The organism is Lachnoclostridium sp. An138, from assembly GCF_002160765.1.
GTDB lineage: Bacteria > Bacillota > Clostridia > Lachnospirales > Lachnospiraceae > Laedolimicola > Laedolimicola faecalis.
Window position 1 is genome coordinate 360,789 of the sequence record NZ_NFLF01000001.1, and the last position, 17,166, is coordinate 377,954.

The 17,166-nt window shown below is 50.7% G+C and carries 17 protein-coding genes and 2 pseudogenes; 3 read left to right on the forward strand and 16 right to left on the reverse strand.

Going from position 1 to position 17,166, the window contains the following annotated elements:
* Window positions 1-38: 38 nt before the first annotated feature.
* From B5E82_RS01590 to B5E82_RS01635, 10 genes are all read right to left on the reverse strand, one after another.
* Complete coding sequence (locus B5E82_RS01590) at window positions 39-1,199, reverse strand: toxic anion resistance protein (protein WP_087305611.1); 1,161 nt, start codon at window positions 1,197-1,199, stop codon at window positions 39-41.
* 56 nt (window positions 1,200-1,255) lie between these two features.
* Window positions 1,256-2,311: a substrate-binding domain-containing protein gene (locus B5E82_RS01595; protein WP_087305613.1), complete on the reverse strand. Its 1,056-nt coding sequence runs from the start codon at window positions 2,309-2,311 to the stop codon at window positions 1,256-1,258.
* A complete protein-coding gene (locus tag B5E82_RS01600) occupies window positions 2,308-2,916 on the reverse strand; it encodes a 5-bromo-4-chloroindolyl phosphate hydrolysis family protein (RefSeq protein WP_087305615.1) in 609 nt (202 codons plus the stop codon). Before B5E82_RS01600 ends, B5E82_RS01595 begins: the two co-directional genes overlap by 4 nt.
* Window positions 2,916-4,535: a VWA domain-containing protein gene (locus B5E82_RS01605; RefSeq protein WP_087305617.1), complete on the reverse strand. Its 1,620-nt coding sequence runs from the start codon at window positions 4,533-4,535 to the stop codon at window positions 2,916-2,918. The genes B5E82_RS01600 and B5E82_RS01605 overlap by 1 nt, the downstream gene beginning before the upstream one ends.
* 180 nt (window positions 4,536-4,715) lie before the next feature.
* Complete coding sequence (locus B5E82_RS18055) at window positions 4,716-5,441, reverse strand: hypothetical protein (protein WP_162610673.1); 726 nt, start codon at window positions 5,439-5,441, stop codon at window positions 4,716-4,718.
* Between the two features lie 84 nt (window positions 5,442-5,525).
* Entirely contained in the window at window positions 5,526-6,551 is a 1,026-nt protein-coding gene (locus B5E82_RS01615) for an LCP family protein (protein ID WP_162610674.1), read from the reverse strand.
* A complete protein-coding gene (locus tag B5E82_RS01620) occupies window positions 6,541-7,230 on the reverse strand; it encodes a class B sortase (protein WP_162610675.1) in 690 nt (229 codons plus the stop codon). The genes B5E82_RS01615 and B5E82_RS01620 overlap by 11 nt, the downstream gene beginning before the upstream one ends.
* Window positions 7,231-7,401: 171 nt before the next feature.
* Window positions 7,402-7,611: a hypothetical protein gene (locus tag B5E82_RS01625; protein ID WP_087305622.1), complete on the reverse strand. Its 210-nt coding sequence runs from the start codon at window positions 7,609-7,611 to the stop codon at window positions 7,402-7,404.
* Between the two features lie 59 nt (window positions 7,612-7,670).
* The gene (locus B5E82_RS01630) at window positions 7,671-7,880 is read right to left on the reverse strand and encodes an alpha/beta-type small acid-soluble spore protein (protein ID WP_330394716.1); all 210 of its coding nucleotides are present in this window, start codon (window positions 7,878-7,880) and stop codon (window positions 7,671-7,673) included.
* Between the two features lie 82 nt (window positions 7,881-7,962).
* Window positions 7,963-8,529, reverse strand: coding sequence for a DJ-1 family glyoxalase III (locus B5E82_RS01635; protein ID WP_087305624.1), 567 nt, complete (start codon window positions 8,527-8,529; stop codon window positions 7,963-7,965).
* Window positions 8,530-8,695: 166 nt separating this feature from the next.
* Here B5E82_RS01635 and B5E82_RS01640 point away from each other — a divergent pair, with 166 nt between their 5' ends.
* Together B5E82_RS01640 and B5E82_RS01645 are read left to right on the forward strand one after the other, a co-directional pair.
* Complete coding sequence (locus B5E82_RS01640; RefSeq protein ID WP_087305625.1) at window positions 8,696-9,145, forward strand: CYTH domain-containing protein; 450 nt, start codon at window positions 8,696-8,698, stop codon at window positions 9,143-9,145.
* Between the two features lie 124 nt (window positions 9,146-9,269).
* Window positions 9,270-9,671, forward strand: a complete 402-nt coding sequence (locus tag B5E82_RS01645) for a helix-turn-helix transcriptional regulator (protein ID WP_087305627.1) — start codon at window positions 9,270-9,272, stop codon at window positions 9,669-9,671.
* A gap of 217 nt (window positions 9,672-9,888) precedes the next feature.
* On the opposite strand, the gene B5E82_RS01650 is transcribed toward B5E82_RS01645, so the two are convergent.
* Window positions 9,889-11,160 (reverse strand): dihydroorotase, encoded by a 1,272-nt coding sequence (locus tag B5E82_RS01650; protein WP_087305629.1) that lies wholly within the window; start codon window positions 11,158-11,160, stop codon window positions 9,889-9,891.
* On the reverse strand, window positions 11,157-12,560 hold the full coding sequence (locus B5E82_RS01655) for an ABC transporter substrate-binding protein (RefSeq protein WP_087305631.1): 1,404 nt from the start codon (window positions 12,558-12,560) through the stop codon (window positions 11,157-11,159). Before B5E82_RS01655 ends, B5E82_RS01650 begins: the two co-directional genes overlap by 4 nt.
* A 184-nt stretch (window positions 12,561-12,744) precedes the next feature.
* Here B5E82_RS01655 and B5E82_RS01660 point away from each other — a divergent pair, with 184 nt between their 5' ends.
* Complete coding sequence (locus tag B5E82_RS01660) at window positions 12,745-13,659, forward strand: 2-oxo acid dehydrogenase subunit E2 (protein ID WP_087305633.1); 915 nt, start codon at window positions 12,745-12,747, stop codon at window positions 13,657-13,659.
* Window positions 13,660-13,662: 3 nt separating this feature from the next.
* On the opposite strand, the gene B5E82_RS01665 is transcribed toward B5E82_RS01660, so the two are convergent.
* From B5E82_RS01665 to B5E82_RS01680, 4 genes and pseudogenes are all read right to left on the reverse strand, one after another.
* Window positions 13,663-15,639, reverse strand: a complete 1,977-nt coding sequence (locus tag B5E82_RS01665; protein WP_087305635.1) for a helicase associated domain-containing protein — start codon at window positions 15,637-15,639, stop codon at window positions 13,663-13,665.
* A 25-nt stretch (window positions 15,640-15,664) separates the two neighbouring features.
* Window positions 15,665-15,811: pseudogene (locus tag B5E82_RS01670) on the reverse strand (GNAT family N-acetyltransferase); the annotation flags it as partial.
* 124 nt (window positions 15,812-15,935) lie between these two features.
* A pseudogene (locus tag B5E82_RS01675) lies at window positions 15,936-16,406 on the reverse strand (GNAT family N-acetyltransferase); the annotation flags it as partial.
* Between the two features lie 82 nt (window positions 16,407-16,488).
* Window positions 16,489-17,136 (reverse strand): flavin reductase family protein, encoded by a 648-nt coding sequence (locus tag B5E82_RS01680; protein WP_087305639.1) that lies wholly within the window; start codon window positions 17,134-17,136, stop codon window positions 16,489-16,491.
* Between the last annotated feature and the right edge of the window lie 30 nt (window positions 17,137-17,166).

Genomic DNA, 17,166 nt, shown 5'->3' on the forward strand with positions numbered 1-17,166 from the left:
CCGGCTTTTTCCCCGGCGGCAACGCCGCCGGGTCTTTCCTACCCCTGTTTTCTGTCCCGCGCCTCCAGGAGCACAGCCTTCAGCTGATTCTCGATTCCGGCAAGCTCTGTTTCCGCGCTCTGTCTGGCTGTATGCCCTTCCTGCTGAATCTTGATTGTCTCTTCAATGGTTTCAATCAGATCCGCATTTACCTTTTTCAGAGTCTCGATGTCCACAATCCCCCGTTCCGACTCTTTCGCCACATCGATGGTATTCTGCTTCAGAAGCTCTGCGTTTTTCTTCAAAAGAGCATTGGTGGTATCCGATACCTCTCTCTGCATTTTCAGCGCGCTCTGCTGGCGGCTTAAGCCCAGCGCAATCACAATCTGGCTCTTCCAGAGAGGAATGGTATTCAGAACCGCTGTCTGAATCTTCTCCACCAGCAGTTTGTCATTATTCTGAATCAGCCGGATCTGCGGCGCCGTCTGGATTGCGATGGTCTTGCTCAGCTTCAGATCATGAACCTTTTTCTCGAAGCGGTTCACCGTGTCTTCAAAATCCGTCACCAGCTGGGCGCTCATGGGATCGCCCTTTTCCCTGGCCTGCTCCCGCAGAGACGGCAGCGTCTCCGTGCGGATCTCCTGTATCTTCTCTTCTCCCGCCACAATGTAGACCTGCAGTTCCCGGAAATATTCCAGATTCTTTTCGTAAAGGCTGTCAAACATGCCGATATCTTTCAAAAGCTCCATCCGCGCCTTATCCAGCTCGCCTTCTATGCGGTCAATCTGAACTTCCAGCGTCTCATAGCGCTGCATAAACTTTTTCAGGCTCCTGGATACGTCCTTGAAACCGGGAATTCTGTCCAGCAGGCTTTTTTCTCCCAGCTTATCGACTCCCACGTCCTTTACCTTCAGCATCAGCTCCGACATCATATCACCCACATAACCGCTGTCCTTACTGCGGATCTGCGTCAGAATATTGTCTGCGAACCCGGAGATATTTCTCTGGGCGCCTGCTCCATACTGGACCGCCGCCTGGGAATCCATCAGGTCAATGCTGTCCCGGATTTCGCTGACCCGTTTCTTCTGCTCCGGCGTCAGCATCTCTATCTGTGCCTCTATCTTCGTCTCTATCTGAGCCGCGCTCCCCGGCTGTGCCGCCGGCGCGGCCTGCATACTCTTTCTCTGGGCCAGAGCCTCAAGACTAATCTGTTCTGCCATTCTTTATTCTCCTGCTATCATTATAGATTTGTGGTTCTTTCCGCTGCTTTTCCCATTTACTGAAGCGCTTCTATGATACGCTCCATGGTATCCGCGTCCGGCATATTCATCACACGGGTCACTTCATCCGCCACCCCGTCCACACCGAACTGCTCTGTACCGGAAGCAGAGCCGTTGATTCCTGTGCGGAAGCCGTGGCGGTCCCACGCCATCTTCTGAACCTCTTCATCCATCAGCGCGTCTATGCCTGCGGCACCCTGCTCATCCAGAGCGATAAAGACATGGGAAGACCAGACCGTAGGACTCGGATACATGATCCGGATATCCTCTTTTACCTGCTCCCAGGTTTCCGGATTTTCCACCGCAAACTCAAGAATCTGGTTTTCATATCCTGCTATCATCGGCTTTGCCCCGATACCTGTCTTCAGAAACTGCTCAAAAAGATCGGAGGATGAGCTTTCCATATATCCCAGGTTCCGGAAAATCGTCTGCAGTCTCGGAAGAACCGCTTCCACCGTCGTCTCATCCGCAGTCCCGCCGCAGAGCGTATTGGCCAGAAGCCCCGCAAACATATTTCCGGAATTTGATTTTGTGGGATCGGTGGTGGATACTGTGACATTTCCATACAGCTCCGGCAGGCCGATCTCAGACCAGGCAGTTCCGTTTTCGATGCAGCCGGCCAGCTTTTCCATATCCACATAGCAGACCCCGTTTTCCTCCCAGGCGGTTCCTTCCCTCAGAAGAGTCTCCGCTACAGGCGCTCTCGCGTAAAGTACAATCGGCGTATTCAGCACAATCTCGCTTTTTACCGGATTTCCAAACTGCGTCTCGTAGAGCTCAAGCGCCGTCTGGCTGGACGGAAACAGAAAATCCATTCCCGTATGATCCGCTGTCACCATTTCTATGGACCCGGCTCTGGAGTAGTCGATTTTCAGATGATATTTTCTCTGAATCAGATCCTGGACCTCTTCGTCCTCCAGAAGACCGATTTTCTCTCCCCCCACATAACCGGAAATCTCTGCCGCCGTCCGGCTCCTGCCAAGCATGGTATAGACCGCGGCCAGCAGGATTACCAGGAGCAGAATTCCAAGTCCCGCAAGCTTTGCTTTCACTGTCCGCCCTCCATTTTCAATGTATTTTCCAGAAGGCTGATCTCTGCCTCCACATCCATGAGTTCACCTTCCATCAATCTGGTAAACTGCTTTTCAAAAACCTCATTCAGCACCGGGAAAGTCCCGGCAGTCTTCCGGAGGGCCTCCGTAACCTCCGGCGTGCGCAGCCCTGTCTCCTGCAGCTGGGTATAGCGCTCCAGCAGACCGGCCGCCGTATCCAGATAATAAGTAAAGAAACGGCGCGCCATGCTGATTTTTTCAGGATTTTCTTCCAGATAAGACAGAATCCGGCGTCCGCCCGCCTCCAGAGCTTCCGCATCCTCTTTCGCTTTTATGTTTGTAATTTCCCGGGCCGCCCTGCTGATCTGCTTCAGATCCTTCCGCGCCTCCTCAAGGAGCTTCTGAAGCTCCTCTCCACCCTGTATTTTCTCCACATCGATTCCGCCGATTTTCTTTCTGGGCTTCAGAATAAGCCCCAGACCAAAATACAGCAGAATACAGAGCAGAGCGGCCGCAGCCAGATTCCAGCCAGCTGCCAGAAACAGAAGCAGAAACACGGCGCAGGAAATCAAAGCGGAAATCAGGGCTGTTACCATTTCCTTCATTAGTTATATCCCTTCACCTTTCTGAACGCGTCTATCAGATCTTCTCTGCCATCAAATACGCGGGCATTCGTAGCCTCTGCCAGTTCCTCCAGCTGTTCCGAATCCGCGTCTCCAAACATGATGGAAAAAACCGGTACGTCTTCTCCAAGCTCCTGATACTGTTCCATAAACGCGTCAAAGGAGCCTCCGGACATACCGTCCGTCATCAGGATCACCGCCGGCGTATACTGAGACAGATCGTAGTGGGAAAGCACCTTCAGCGCTTCTTCCGCTGCCACATACATATCTGTCCCGGAACCGGTGTCCTGGCTCTCCACTCTATCATACAGGGCTTCCAGCTCCGCTCCGGAGCCCACAGCCGTATACTCTGCCAGCACCTGATCGTCAAAGAAAATCAGCACATTGACTTCGTCCTTTGAGGCCTGCAGAAAGTTCTTTTCCGCATTCTCCTGAATCAGCAGCTGCTCCATGGCCGCCACCAGCTGCTCATTTCCCTTTCCGGACATGCTGCCCGAGTAATCCAGGCAGTAAATGCTCAGAGAAGGCTTTTTAAAATCTGTCTGATACAGGTTCAGAGCCTGGAAAAGCACGTCTGTGGAAGGCATCCTCATGGTGGAGAGTACCCGGTCCGGCTGCACTCCCCAGTCCGTCCGGAAGACGTCCCTGTTTTCATCCGAAATACCTGTATATCCGGTGCGCCGTCCGGTCCTCTGGATCTCGTTCTGCACATTCTCCGAAAGCAGGTATTCCTGAAGCTCCAGAAATGCCGTCTCCTTGTCATCATCCCCGTTGTCCACATAGCCGAGAGGCGAATCCGCCAGCGTAAGGCCGTCGTACGGATAGACCACATACAGCGTCTCCTCTCCGCGGCTCTCCAGTTCCTCATTGGCCTGGATAATCAGACATTCATAGTTCACCATGGCGTCATAACCGCCTTCCAGGAACATATCCTTCAGCCAGTCCGAGCTTCCGGAAGAACGGTCCACGCCGGAAAGCAGCGCCTGAATATCCGACTGCAGCTGTTCATTTTCCAGATCCTCTTCCGTAATCATATCCGGATTCCCCAGGAGCGCATAGAGAAAGCCGATATAGGCGCTGGCTCCCGAATTGGACTGGGTGGCGCTGGTCATGCAGAACTTCAGCTTCCCGGCCGTGATGGCGTCCAGGATGTCACGCACCGAGACCTCCCGGCCCACAAAGCCCAGCTCCTCCGCCAGACTCTGGCGGATTCCAAACACCACCGGCGATATGGAAATAGACTCTCCATGCTTTACTCTGTGCCCAGTATCCCCCACATTCAGCCAGAGACTGCTGGCCGGCCAGACTGCGTCATACGCTATCTCATCCTGTTCCAGCGCCCGCATAATATCCAGAGAACCCTGATAGGTCATCTCAACCCGGATTCCGCTTTCCCTGGAAAAATCCTCAAGAATCGGTTCCAGCTCCTGATTCTCCGAACCGGACAGAATTCTCAGGCTCTGCCTTCCGTTCCCTATCACCGTATCTGCCTCCTGACCGGTCCCGGCTGTCTGGCCGCCGCCAATCCCCAGACAGGCCGAGAACCCCAGAACGGCCAGAAAAATGATGATAGCTAAAACTGCGTATTTTCCTGTTTTCATCTGCAACTCTCCCTGTATCCTCCAGATTTTTGTTTTCAGTCTAACACCTGTTTCTGTTTTCTATCTATCATGAGCCGGTAAAGTACATGTAAATTTTATGTTATGAGTTTTGTATCAAAGAAAAAAGCGCCTGCCGGAACGTACCGGCTGACGCCTTTTTTCTTTATCTGTTTTCTCTGCTTAGGAACGTGCCTTTTTTGTGAAAACTACGGTTCCGGCCAGAGCGAGGACTGCCACTGCCGCCGCCACATAGAGCTCAGAGCCTTCCGCTGTCTTCGGGGATACCGCTGCCGGAGCCGTGCTGCTTCCGGAACTGGAGCTTCCTGAGCTGGAGCTTCCGGAGCTGGAGCTTCCGGAGCTGGAGCTTCCGGAACTTCCTGAACCGGAGCTTCCAGAACCGGAATCACCGGAAGACGACTCATTTGCCACAAGAATCTGAACCGGAGAGAAAGAAGTAAAGGTAGCTGTCACAGTTCCATCGCCTGCATTCGCCGGCAGAGACTCCGGAGTGTTGCTTCCGTCTGCCCAGTGAAGCACTGCCACCTTGGAGCTGGGAGTTACACTTGGTATCTTGAAAGTAACATCAATGCTGCCGCTACTCAAATCCACTGTTTTTTCATCCAGCGTCTGCAGAGTCACATCCAGCACATAGGAATCATAATCATCGCTGCTGATTCCAAGAGCGCTCTTTGCTTCTTCAGCGCTTACCTCTGTACTGCCGGAAGCAATAGCCGGAACTACATCGGTCTCGCCCAGAGACTCACCCGTTGTTTTGTCCGTCACTGACGCCTTCACCGGTTCCTGAGATACCTGCACTACGCCGGAGCTGCTTCCGGCTGCCTGTGCCGTCGCGCCCAGCGCCAGGCAGAGTACTGCGGATAATGCCAAAAGTTTCATCTTTTTCATTTTGCTTTTCCTCCTCGCATGATGAAATAAATTTTTATATCAAGGCTTCTGCCTCAATATCTCCCTCGTCTGTGATTTTCCCAATCACTTTTTTTCATAAAACAGTTCCTCCAGTATTTCAGAAAGCCCCTCCTGATCCACATGGAACTCGTCCTGAAACATGGTGTCTACCGTTTCACCCGGCACTGTGATCATCGACAGCTCTTCTCCCGAAGTCCCGGCTGCCTGCCAGGCCAGCGCCAGGATTTCTTCCTTTTCCAGATCGGTAACGAGATATTCTTCCACTGCTTTTTCCATAGAAAAGATATAAAACGGATTCCTTTTCAGCTTTTCCTTAATCTTCTGATACATGGCCTGCATGTACTCCTGCTGGCGGAGCATCCGGGTCTCATTGCTTCCGGTCTGCCCAATGTCACGCCCCTGCACAAAAATCTGCGCCTGCTCAGGCGTAAGCTCCACTTCCCCGCCTTCCAGAAAATGATACAGGTCCAGTTCGCGGAGCTCCTCCGGAATGGTCACGGTCACAGGACCGGTCACCTCCTGAAGCGCCGATACGGCTCCCCAGTAAACTGCACAGTATCCATGTATGGGAATTCCCCCCAGCATCCGGGATACGGCTTCTTCCATCATCTCGCAGCTTGTCCCAAGTCCGTCTCCCATCGTATACTGCAGGCCCAGCTGATAGTCATACAGTCCTATCTCCTTTCCTCTGCTGTCAAACCAGCGGATAGGAGTCACAGTATCTCTGGAAATGTTAAGAAGCGTAAGTGTGTTCGCTTTTGTATCCACCACTGCCAGAACGATACAGTCTGCCCTGGGGCCAAAACCAACTTCTGTATTTTCTTCTGCCTTTCCCCTTCCATCGATTCCCAGGCAGAGAATATTAATCAGCCCGTCCCGGTATTCATACTGTTCTCCATCAAGGCTTATCTGCGCCCCGTCCGGAAAGGGCTGCACTGCTTCCTCCAGATAAGCGCCCGGCTCTTCCAGAGAACGCCGGCCCTTCTGAATCATTCCGGAGGCTGTCAGTAACACGGATGCCGCCAGAAGAATCAGAACACCCAAAATCAAAGCCGCTGCCCGTTTCCATTTCTTTCTTTTACCGTTCATAGTCATCGATCTGCACCGCCACCACAAGAAATCTGTTGGAAGGAGCGCTGCCTATACAGGTGGACATGACTATCAGCCTGCTGCCATAGGGTACTTCTACTTCCTCATTTACATTTCCCTCAGAGGAACAAAGTTCCTCCGTAAAAGACAGAAAATCTTCTTCCTCTTCGTAATCACAGTATGCCGGCAGATAAGCATCTGAAAAGCGGACGGCCGCAAAAATCTGATATACAAGTGTCCTGTCCGGCAGATAAATATAGACATACGGGGATTCTTCCAGCTTGTCCGGATCTTCATAATCATGAAGACTGCCAAACATGGTATCATTTCTCATATTGTGTCCGTAAATCACAGTCAGCGGAGCCGAAAAATCCTTTGGGTGCACAGACTCCGTATAGATACTTCCAGGGAGTCCTGATACGCCTTCCGGAGTATGATTCAAATAATAACTGTCATCCGTGGGATGCTGAAGGATCGGATAATCCACCAGCGTCCCCGGAATCTGAATCCAGGCATAGATATCGCTGTTCTCTTCCTGCAGCGCCTCAAAATCTACCGTATTCTCCAGATGAGGAGCGTCTGATTTCTTTTCTGCCGCTTCCCGGGCCTCTGCCTCCTCCTGTTCCCGCCTTCTTCGTTCCGCTTCGGCCTGCTCCTCAGCTGCTTCAGCCTCAGCCATTCTCTGGGCCTCCCGCATGGCCTCATATTCTCTTTCTGCCTGCCTTTGTCTGCCCACATAAACCCCAATAAAAAGAAGGGCTCCCAGAAAAATAACTCCGCACAGTATACTCCCCGCCCGGAACCATCTCTTTTTGTTATTCTTTTTTTGTTTCTCTGTATTATCCATTTTTCAATCTATTCTTTCTCTGTCCTGTCTGCTTCCTCTGACATCACCGTATGAAGCGCCGCACACTGCGGCCGCCGGCAGTATGCTCATGCTCATTATGTTTCTTAATCCTACAGTTTCTGAGTATACCTCAATCTTTTTTTCAAAACCTCCTTTTTGCATTTTTAGCCTTTTATCATACAAAAACAGCCCCCGGTATGTGAATTGCTTCATACCGGGAGCCGCTCTTTTCTGTGTTCGATTTCAGTTTGTTTTTTTACCTGTTTTTATACTTACTTTCCGCTCATCTGCTGTTCCTGCTTCATGATCATTTTCTTAACCATTTCGCCGCCGATGGAACCTGCCTGAGCAGAAGTCAAGTCGCCGTTATAGCCTTCTTTTAAAGGCACGCCCAGCTCGCTGGCAACTTCCTCTTTGAAGCGGTTCATAGCTGCTTTCGCTTCGGGAACTGCCATCTGGTTAGACTTGGACTGTTCTGTCATCTGTATCACCTCCATGCTCCTATTGTGCACACGAAGGGCCCGCCTTATGTTGGGAATGACTGGAACCGCCGCGCCTTGTCTTTTAGTTCTTCGCAGGGCCGTGGCCATATACGATCGACTCACGAATTTCGTCCGCTTTATTCTGGTCAAAGAGCTGCGCAGTAAGAGAGAGCGCGAAAGGAATCGCTGTGCCGACTCCGCGGCTGGTGGTAATGTTTCCGTCAATCACCACACGGTCTGTCAGAACTTCTGCTCCCTTCAGGCCGTCCTCGCATCCCGGATAGCAGGTCGCTTTCCTGCCTTTCAGAAGTCCTGCTTCTCCAAGTACAGTGGGCGCCGCGCAGATGGCCGCAACCTTCTTTCCTTTTCCGCAGAATTCTTTCAGGAGTTCCACAAGGGGGCTGCATTCTTTCAGATGGAGTGTCCCGGGCATTCCGCCGGGCAGCAGAAGAAGATCCATGTCAGCGAAATCCATGTCCTCAAACAGGCAGTCCGCTGTAATGATAATTCCATGACTTCCTGCCACTTCGCGCTTTCCGCCCACGGCCACCAGTGTAACTTCCGCGCCGGCTCTTCTCAGCACGTCCGCCAGCGTCAAAGCTTCTACCTCTTCAAAACCTTCCGCCAAAAAAATGCTTACTTTTTTCATATTGATTCCTCCTCTTTTCAGTCTATTTTTAACATTATAACAAATTATCGTTGAATTATCCAGTCTGATATGTTACCCTCTATGAGCATAGAAAAGTTTGTATTGCTGCAGTCAGGATAGCCAGCAGCAATTTGTGCTGCTTTATGCAGCGGAAAAGGAGACTGTCATGGAAATCGAACGCAAATTTTTGATTACAACTCTTCCCGAAAATCTGGAATCTTACCCATACCATACGCTGGAACAGGCTTATCTCTGTACCGACCCTGTTGTGCGAGTCCGCCGCAGCGATGACGAATATCTCCTCACCTACAAGTCCAGAGGGCTCATGAGCCGTGAGGAATATAACCTGCCTCTGAACGCCGAAAGCTATAACCACCTGAAAGCTAAGGCAGACGGCAATATTATCTGCAAACGCCGCTATCTGATTCCGCTGGAATCGGGACTCACCATTGAACTTGACATTTTTGAACCGCCTTTCCGGGGGCTGGTTCTCGCTGAAGTGGAATTTTCCTCCGAAGAAGAAGCCAATGCCTTTCTTCCGCCCGACTGGTTCGGAGAAGAGGTCACCTGGTCTACAGAGTATCACAACAGTACGCTCAGCCAGAAAAAATTATAATCCGCTCTTTTGTCATCGAACAGCGACAAATTTCAGCAAACATGCTACGTTTTCTTCCATTGCGTATATAAGAGACCGGAAACTGGTATAATAATGCCACTAATTTTCGGAAGGAGCAAGCGGGATGCCTGAAATAAAACTGGCTGTGAACATGCACAGTCTGCGTGATGTATACAGTTATTCTCAAGATTATGTCAGCAGCCAGATTCATGTGGCCCGTCAGACCTATTCCAATTATGAAAGAGGGAAGAAACTGCCTGACATCCCTACGCTCCTTTATCTCGCCGAGCTTTACCAGATATCTGTGGACCAGCTTCTCTTTGGAGATTTTTCCGGCATTCATTCCACGGAAGATGTCATTCGTGAACATACGGCCATTACCCAGGACGACAGCCTGATCCGCCTGAATGGGGCCGACGCAAAGATGCTTATGGATTATAAAAGCTTTCCCTCCAGAGAGCAGAAAGAAGTACGGGAGTTTGTCCGTTTTAAAAAATATCTTTTCACAAGAGAAAATCTGTCATAAGCTTTTCTGCGGCTCAGGCTGAACTGTCAACGAAATATTAAAATATTACGAGGATACGAAAAATTCCAGGCTGAATTTTTTCGTATCCTCTTTTGTACTCTTCTGTACTTTTGTCTTGTACTGTTGCACTCTTCTGCACTTTTGTATTCCGATATCACTTTACACCCTGTTTTTTGCGCCCTTTTCATGCGCAGACGGTTTGCGGTCCGGAATACCTCTATGCCTCGTATACTATTTTTCCCTGACAGATCGTATAATGTACCCGCCCGAAAAGCCTCTTTCCCAGAAAGGGGGAATTGGAGGAACGGGAACGGAAGCTTTCTACTGTCCATTCTTCTTTTTCATTGAAAATCACAAAATCAGCAGGGGCTCCCACCTGGATTCCTTCACAGGGAAGCCCATAGAGACGGGCGGGATTCAGGCTCATCTTCTCCATGAGCTGCATCAGGCTCAAATATCCCGGTCGAACCAGATGAGTGATTCCCAGAGCAAGAGCCGTCTCAAGGCCGATGATTCCGCTGGGCGCTTCGGTCAGCGGCAGATCCTTTTCTTCCCGGCTGTGGGGCGCATGATCTGTAGCGATCATATCAATCGTCCCGTCACGGAGTCCTTCTATCACCGCCAGCCTGTCCTGTTCTGTGCGGAGAGGCGGATTCATCTTTGCCAGAGTTCCGTATTCCAGCACAGCCTCTTCATTCAGCGTAAAATGATGAGGCGCCGCCTCTGCCGTCACACGGGACCCTCTCTTCTTCGAGCGCCGCACGGCTTCCACTGCTCCTGCCGTGCTGATATGCTGGATATTGACCTTTGCCCCGGTCTCCTCAGCCAGACGGCAGTCGCGCTCCACCATGGAGATTTCTGCTTCCGCCGGAGAACCTCCGATTCCCAGTTTCTCCGAAACCATGCCCCGATTGATCCCGTTATCTGAAATAAGGGCAGGATCTTCCTCATGAAGGCTGACCGGCACGTTCAGGCGGGCAGCCTCCTCGAGGGCTTTCCGCAAAAGTTCTCTGTCAAGAATCGGTTTCCCGTCATCCGTAAACCCTGCCGCTCCCAGACAGCGAAGCTCCTCCATATCCGTCAGTTCTTTTCCCTGCATGTCTTTCGTCACTGCCGCGCAGGCCAGCACATGGATTCCTGTCTGCTTTCCCTTTTCCAGCACATAGGAAAGAGTCTCCGGATTATCATTGACCGGTCTGGTATTCGCCATGCAGACCACTGTGGTAAAACCTCCTGCCGCTGCCGCTGCCGCGCCGGTCAGAATATCTTCTTTATAGGTAAGGCCCGGGTCCCGGAAATGCACATGTACATCCACCAGCCCCGGCGCAATCGTCAGCCCGGAAGCTTGCAGAATACGTTCACAGCCAGCTGTATCCAGCGCCTCGCCTACTGCCGCTACCTTACCATCCCTTATAAGAATGTCTGCCGTCTTCTCTGTCCCGCTTACAGGGTCCAGAATTTTCACTCCGCAAATACCGATTTCTGTCATTCTTCCTTTTCTTCCTTTACCAGTGTCTTATCTGCATACTCTACAAAACTGTCTGTGGCGTCTTCCACACTGTATTCTTCATTCAGGATCTCCGTCTCCATCTGATACCAGTAGACGCGCATCTCCTCAAATCCTTCTACTTTATTATAATAAGTTCCGCTGTAAGGCATCAGAGCTTCGTAAAGCTGAGCATCCGCATTTCCCTCATAGACGTCTCCCATGGAGGTCCGCACCGGAAACGCCCCGCTTCGTACTACATTCTCCACGGCAACTGACTCATCATTACAGAGAAAATCCACCAGATAGCGGGAGGCCTGCAGCTTGTCCGCGTCTCCGTTTTCAAAAATGCAGAACCCGTTCAGCATAAACTCCAGAGACGGAACGCCATCCGCAGAAGGATAGGGCATCACAACCACCTCCACTCCGTTCTCCGCCAGAGCCTCCGCATTGCTGAGAGCCTGGGGCAGACTCCAGAGCAGGCAGTAGGAATTCTCCCCACTGACAAAGGAAGCCACCGCGTCCGCGCCGGAGAATGCGGAGCCATTCAGAATCCAGCCCTTCTCCATCCACTCTTTGATCTTGGACAGCGCCTGACGGTTCTCCTCGCTGTTCATGGTGTAGGCCGTCATATCTTCATTCATCAGGCTGCCGTCATAAAGATTGGTGATAAAAGAGCGGGTGGCGTAGTCGCCCGCGATTCCTGAGCAGTAAAGCATCCCGCTGTTGAAACCGGAAGCATTCAGCCGTTCCAGCACCTGCTCAAAAGCATCTGTAGTCCAGGTGCAGGCGCCCTCCCGGTTCATAAGCTCAATGGCCCCGGAACCTTCGATCATATAGCGGTTAAAAGCCATTACATAATTAGAACCGCTTAACGGATACATTACATAAGCATCCCCGTTTCTGCAGGCGCTTAAAATTCCTTCGCTTACAATATCAGAGGCCACTTCCTCCGTAAACATATCACTGATATCCGCCAGAACGCCTTTCTTTGCATAAGAGCTGATTCTTCCCGGCTCATCCAGCAGTACGTTAGGCATCTCTCCACTTTCAGACTCAATCACGCTCTGTACCTGAGACGGCCCTTCTGTATAATCCAGCATCCGAAGCTCCACTGTGATATTCGGATATTTCTTATTAAATTCCTTAATCAGCTGCTGCTCATAGGCTCCATCCTCCTGGCCCTCTTCCTGAACAAAAATCGGATAAGTCCACCAGGTAATCGTCGTCTCCAGATCCGAGAGGACCTCCGCAGGCTCTTCTTTTGCTGCTTCCTCTCCCACAACTTCCACTTTGATCTCTTCTATCTCTTCGTCCTGCGCTTCTCCGCTTCCACAGCCGCCAAGCTGAACCGCCAGAATTCCCGCAAGCGCAAACGTCATTATTTTTTTCCAAAAAGCCATGCCTCAGACTGCCTCCCTTAATCCCTGTACGTTCTGCGCAGACCCACAGCATTTGGGGTGCGCTGACGTAATCACTATATCACAGATACATACTGGGGACAAGAGGAAATCCCCGGTTTCCGGTTGACAAGCTTTTCCCTTATAGTATACAATAAGGCCAAACTTAAGAGGGAGTACAAGTAAAATGAAACCTTTAGAAGGAAGAAGACGCCGCCATGGCGACCGAAATGATGGCTTTCTGGTGAGGAATCTGGACCCGATGGGAAAACTGATTCCTTTTATTATGAAAAGCAAAGCTGACAGCTGGGTGCTGTTTGAGGATCGAATCGACATCACACATACACAGGATTTTCTGCATGAGATGCGCAAGGGAAAAATTCCCGGACTGACTCTTTATCATATTATTTTCGCAGCAATCGTCCGCACCTATTCCCAGGTACCTGAACTGAATCGCTTTGTCGCAAGAAGCAATATTTATGCCCGCAATGAGATGAAAGGCTCCATGGTTGTCATGAAGGGTATGCAGCGGGACAGCGAGCGTACCACGATTATGCCGCATTTTGAAATGGAGGCTACCCTGAAGGAAGTGTCTGACGAGATACAGGCCCTGGCCAATCCTATCGACCGCACCAAAAAGGTTGCCGAGGACGAAAACAGAAATGATTTTGACAAGCTGGAGCTGGCCTTAAGTCTGATTCCCAACTGGTTGATTTCCCTGGTATTCGGTCTTTTGAAGTTTCTGGACCGCCATGGCTGGATTCCCAAGAAAATCACAGACTTAAGCCCCTTCCACTCCAGTTTCTTTATCACAAATATGGGCTCTATCGGAATGCAGCCGGTCTATCATCATATCTATGAATTCGGCACTATCTCCGTCTTCGGAGCCATTGGAAGCAAAGAGACAGTCCATGAGCTGGACCGAAACGGCGTACTCCGCCGCAGGACGTACCTGAATATGAAATTCGTTGTGGATGAGCGTATCTGCGACGGCTTTATCTATGCTCTTGGCTTCAAGCATATCAAGAGCTGCATCTCCAAGCCTGAGCAGCTGATGGAGCGGCCCAGGCAGGTAATTCAGGACAAAATTGACCGGGATTAGTTCCTAGGCCCTGCGCCGGGCATTCGGGCTGGTGCGTTTAAGGCTCCAGTCCATGCCGATGGCGTCCAGCCGCCGTTTTCTCTCCGGATTCATAAGATAATTCGGGTTGCCCCGCATGGCCTGGCGCTGCGATGCCAGCCACATTCCCAGCTTCGTTCCATCCTCTGTAATAAAATCTGCAGGGACTTTCAAATGACCCTCTGCCTGGTAAAATTTCTCTGCTGCCCGGTACTTTTTCATCCATTTTTCTGTATAAGGGTCCCACACCATTCCAATAGCATCCAGCTTTTCCTTCTGTTCTTCCGTAAGCCTTTTCCCGGCAGCTGTTCCGCGGGACTTCCGGCGCTGACAGACTATCCACCGCCCCAGCGCATCGTCTTTTCCCGTGACATAATCATACGGAACGCAGAGATCTCCATGCTTTTCATAATAAGCCTGTGCCAGTAAAAACATTTCTTCCCACCGGGAGGAATACGGTTCCCACCGAATTCCCAGCCCTTCCAGCTCCTGTATCATCTGACCGTCCAGTCTGCCTGCCCGATAGCGCTTCCTCTGAGCAGCCAGCCACTCCCCCAGCCGCAGGCCGTCTTTTGTGATATAATTAAACGGTACTTCCAGGCTGCCTTCCGCTTTCTGGTATGCTCTTGCCGCCTCCAGATATCTTCTCTGTCTCATTTTCTTTGGTTCCCACTGGATTCCCAGTTGTTCCAGCCGTCTGATTCGCCGGGGTTCCAGCTCCTTTCTGCGGTACAGTTCCCTCTGGCGCGCCAGCCAGCCTCCCAGCCGTTCCTGCTGATCCGTTATATAGTCATGCGGAATCATCAGATCCCCATGCTGCCGCACGTATGCCGCAGCCAGATCATACATGTACTCCCAGCGCTCCTCAAATGGAGCCCAGCTGATTCCCAGAGACTCAAGCTTTTTTATCTGCAGAGCAGTCAGCTCATTATCCTGGTAGGCGCCGCGCTGGGTGTAGAGCCACCAGGCCAGGTTAATCCCGTCAGAGCTGAGCAGATCGGCAGGAACAGAAAGCGTGCCATGTTCCCGGTAATAGCCGTAAAGCTCCTGATAAGCCCGATCCCAGGCTCTGGCAGTAAAATTCCTGTACGTCTCCAGAATCGCCCGGCGGTCCCGCGCAATATCCACATCGAACTCCGATATCTTCAGGTAGTGAAACAGTTCTGCTATCGCTGCCTCAAAAGCCCTGTCCCCGAAATCCTCTAGTTCAACCGCAAACACACACCGGGATATCCGCGGCAGGCCGGGCTCTCTCAGCCGGATTAGGCGGATTCCGCTGCGCTCGCAGATCCTTCCTTTTTCTTCGTCCTGTTCCAGCTTATCTCTGTGCCACTTCAGACCATCATATTCTATCGCCGTCCGGACAGAGGGAATATACAGATCCAGTTCCACACCCGGCTCCCGGCGGTGAGACAGCTTTTCCATATCAGGAAAATATTTTCTCAGATAAAAAAACAACGCTTTTTCCGGAAATGAGGTCTTTGCCGTGTTCCCTGTCCCATCCCAGATCATATCCAGTTTATTAAGCAAATCTATTCGTTCCCGGGTAATGGTTCCTACTCCGCCGCCTGCTTTTCCTGCCAGATAATTTTTATAGCATTTTCTCTGCCGGGCTATCCACTGTCCCAGGCGGACTCCGGTATCCGTCACGTAATTGCTGGGAATATTCAGCATCTGATGAACGTCATAATACTCTTTTGCAAGCTGGTACATAGCCTGCCACCGCTCCTCCACCGGGTCCCAGCTCATTCCTATCGCTTCCAGTCTGCGAATCTGGCTTTCCGTCAACTGGCCGCGCTTTCCTTTCCCCGCCGCGCGCTGCGTGCCGATCCATCTGCCCAGCCTTTTCCCATAGCAGACATAGTCTCCGGGAACCAGAAGGTCTCCGTGCTCATGAAAATACTGTTCTGCCAGATGATAAAGCTCCATCCAGTCCCTTTCACTTTTGCTTTCGCCAGTCACAGCCCTGCTTACACCTCCTTTCGATTCAGGCCATGGCTGCCACAAGCGGCTCTCCAGATTCCAGAATCAAATAATGGTATCCCTTTGTTTTTGCAGCGTTCTTTAACTGCGCCATAAGTTTCTTTGCAGTTCCCCTGCCTCTGTGTCCCGTCTTAATAAAAACACGCTTTACTTCAGCGCATTCAACATCATTTTAGAAAAAGATCCAATTCATGGCACAGTTCAGCAAAGTCAGGATTATTTCCATCACTCTGCAGGAATCTGAGCCCATTATCTGCCTCTTCAAAATTCCGGCTTAAGTCAACAGTCATAATATATTCCTCATTTGTTTCGCTGACCGTCACAAATCCTGCTTTTCGATACAGCTTTACAGCATAGTTATCCTTTTGAACAGACAGAGAAAGCTTAACGTAACCGGCAGCTTTTTCCTCACACATCATGTGCTTAAGCAAAACCGTACCTATCCCCATATTTCTGTACTCTTTCAGAACAGACATGGCAAGAGAGGGCGTATCCTCATCTATGTGCCCGTAATCCTTCATGATTCTCGCCCAAATTACTCCGACAATCTTTCCGCTCGCTTCCGCAGCCAAAGCCTTGTCGTTTTTGTCTGTTCCAAAATCTGAAATATATACCTGTAATTCCGGGCAGTTCAGAATAGATTCCTGCGGCGCCTCAACGCCATCGGGCACAAAGACTGCCTCATACAAAAAATCACGGAGCAGACCATATTCTTCTTTACGCATTCTCCTGATAGTGTATTCCATACGCACCTGTTTCCTTTTTTGAATATTAGCGGAACACACCGCTTTTATATTTGAGGCCGCCATCTCCACGCCCTTCCTCGAATCAATCGTATTTTTCAATATGTACCGTCGCAATTGCCGACTTGTTCGGCTCTCCCGTAACAAGGTCCTGCGGCGCAGGAATTAACATCATAAAGCCATCTTTGCCATACCGCTGCCTATACCCCTGTGCATAAGATTCTTCCACAGAGATATGCTGCACCTGCCCGATCACCATAGCCGTAATTCCTGCGCCGCTTAAGTCCTGTATTTCTTTCAGTGTACATTCCATGCTGAGAAAAGCCTCATGAATCACGGGTGCGTGGACGGCTTTTGCACTGTCGATTGTAAATCCTCCGGCGGCAAATTCATCATCGTCCATCTCATTGCAGTGAATCGTGTCCACCAGATTATCATAATAGCTGATGGGAAGAAAATTGACGCAAAAGCACTGCTCTCTCTTTATGTTGGCATAAGTATGAGTGTGCTGATACAGATTTCCCATCACAGCAAAGAAAGCAGTTTTATCCCCATGAAAGCAGCTCCACGAGTGAAAGCAGACGTTTGGTTTTCCGTTTTCTTTCCATGTGGTAACCGCAAACAAAACGGTTGGTATTCCTGCCGTTACTTCAAAATGCGAAAACAGCTCAAATTCTTCCGGATATAAAGCTTTAAAATACTGTGGAAACTCTTTCCCGATCTCTATTTTCACTGCAGCACCTCCTGAGGAAATCCTTTTTTT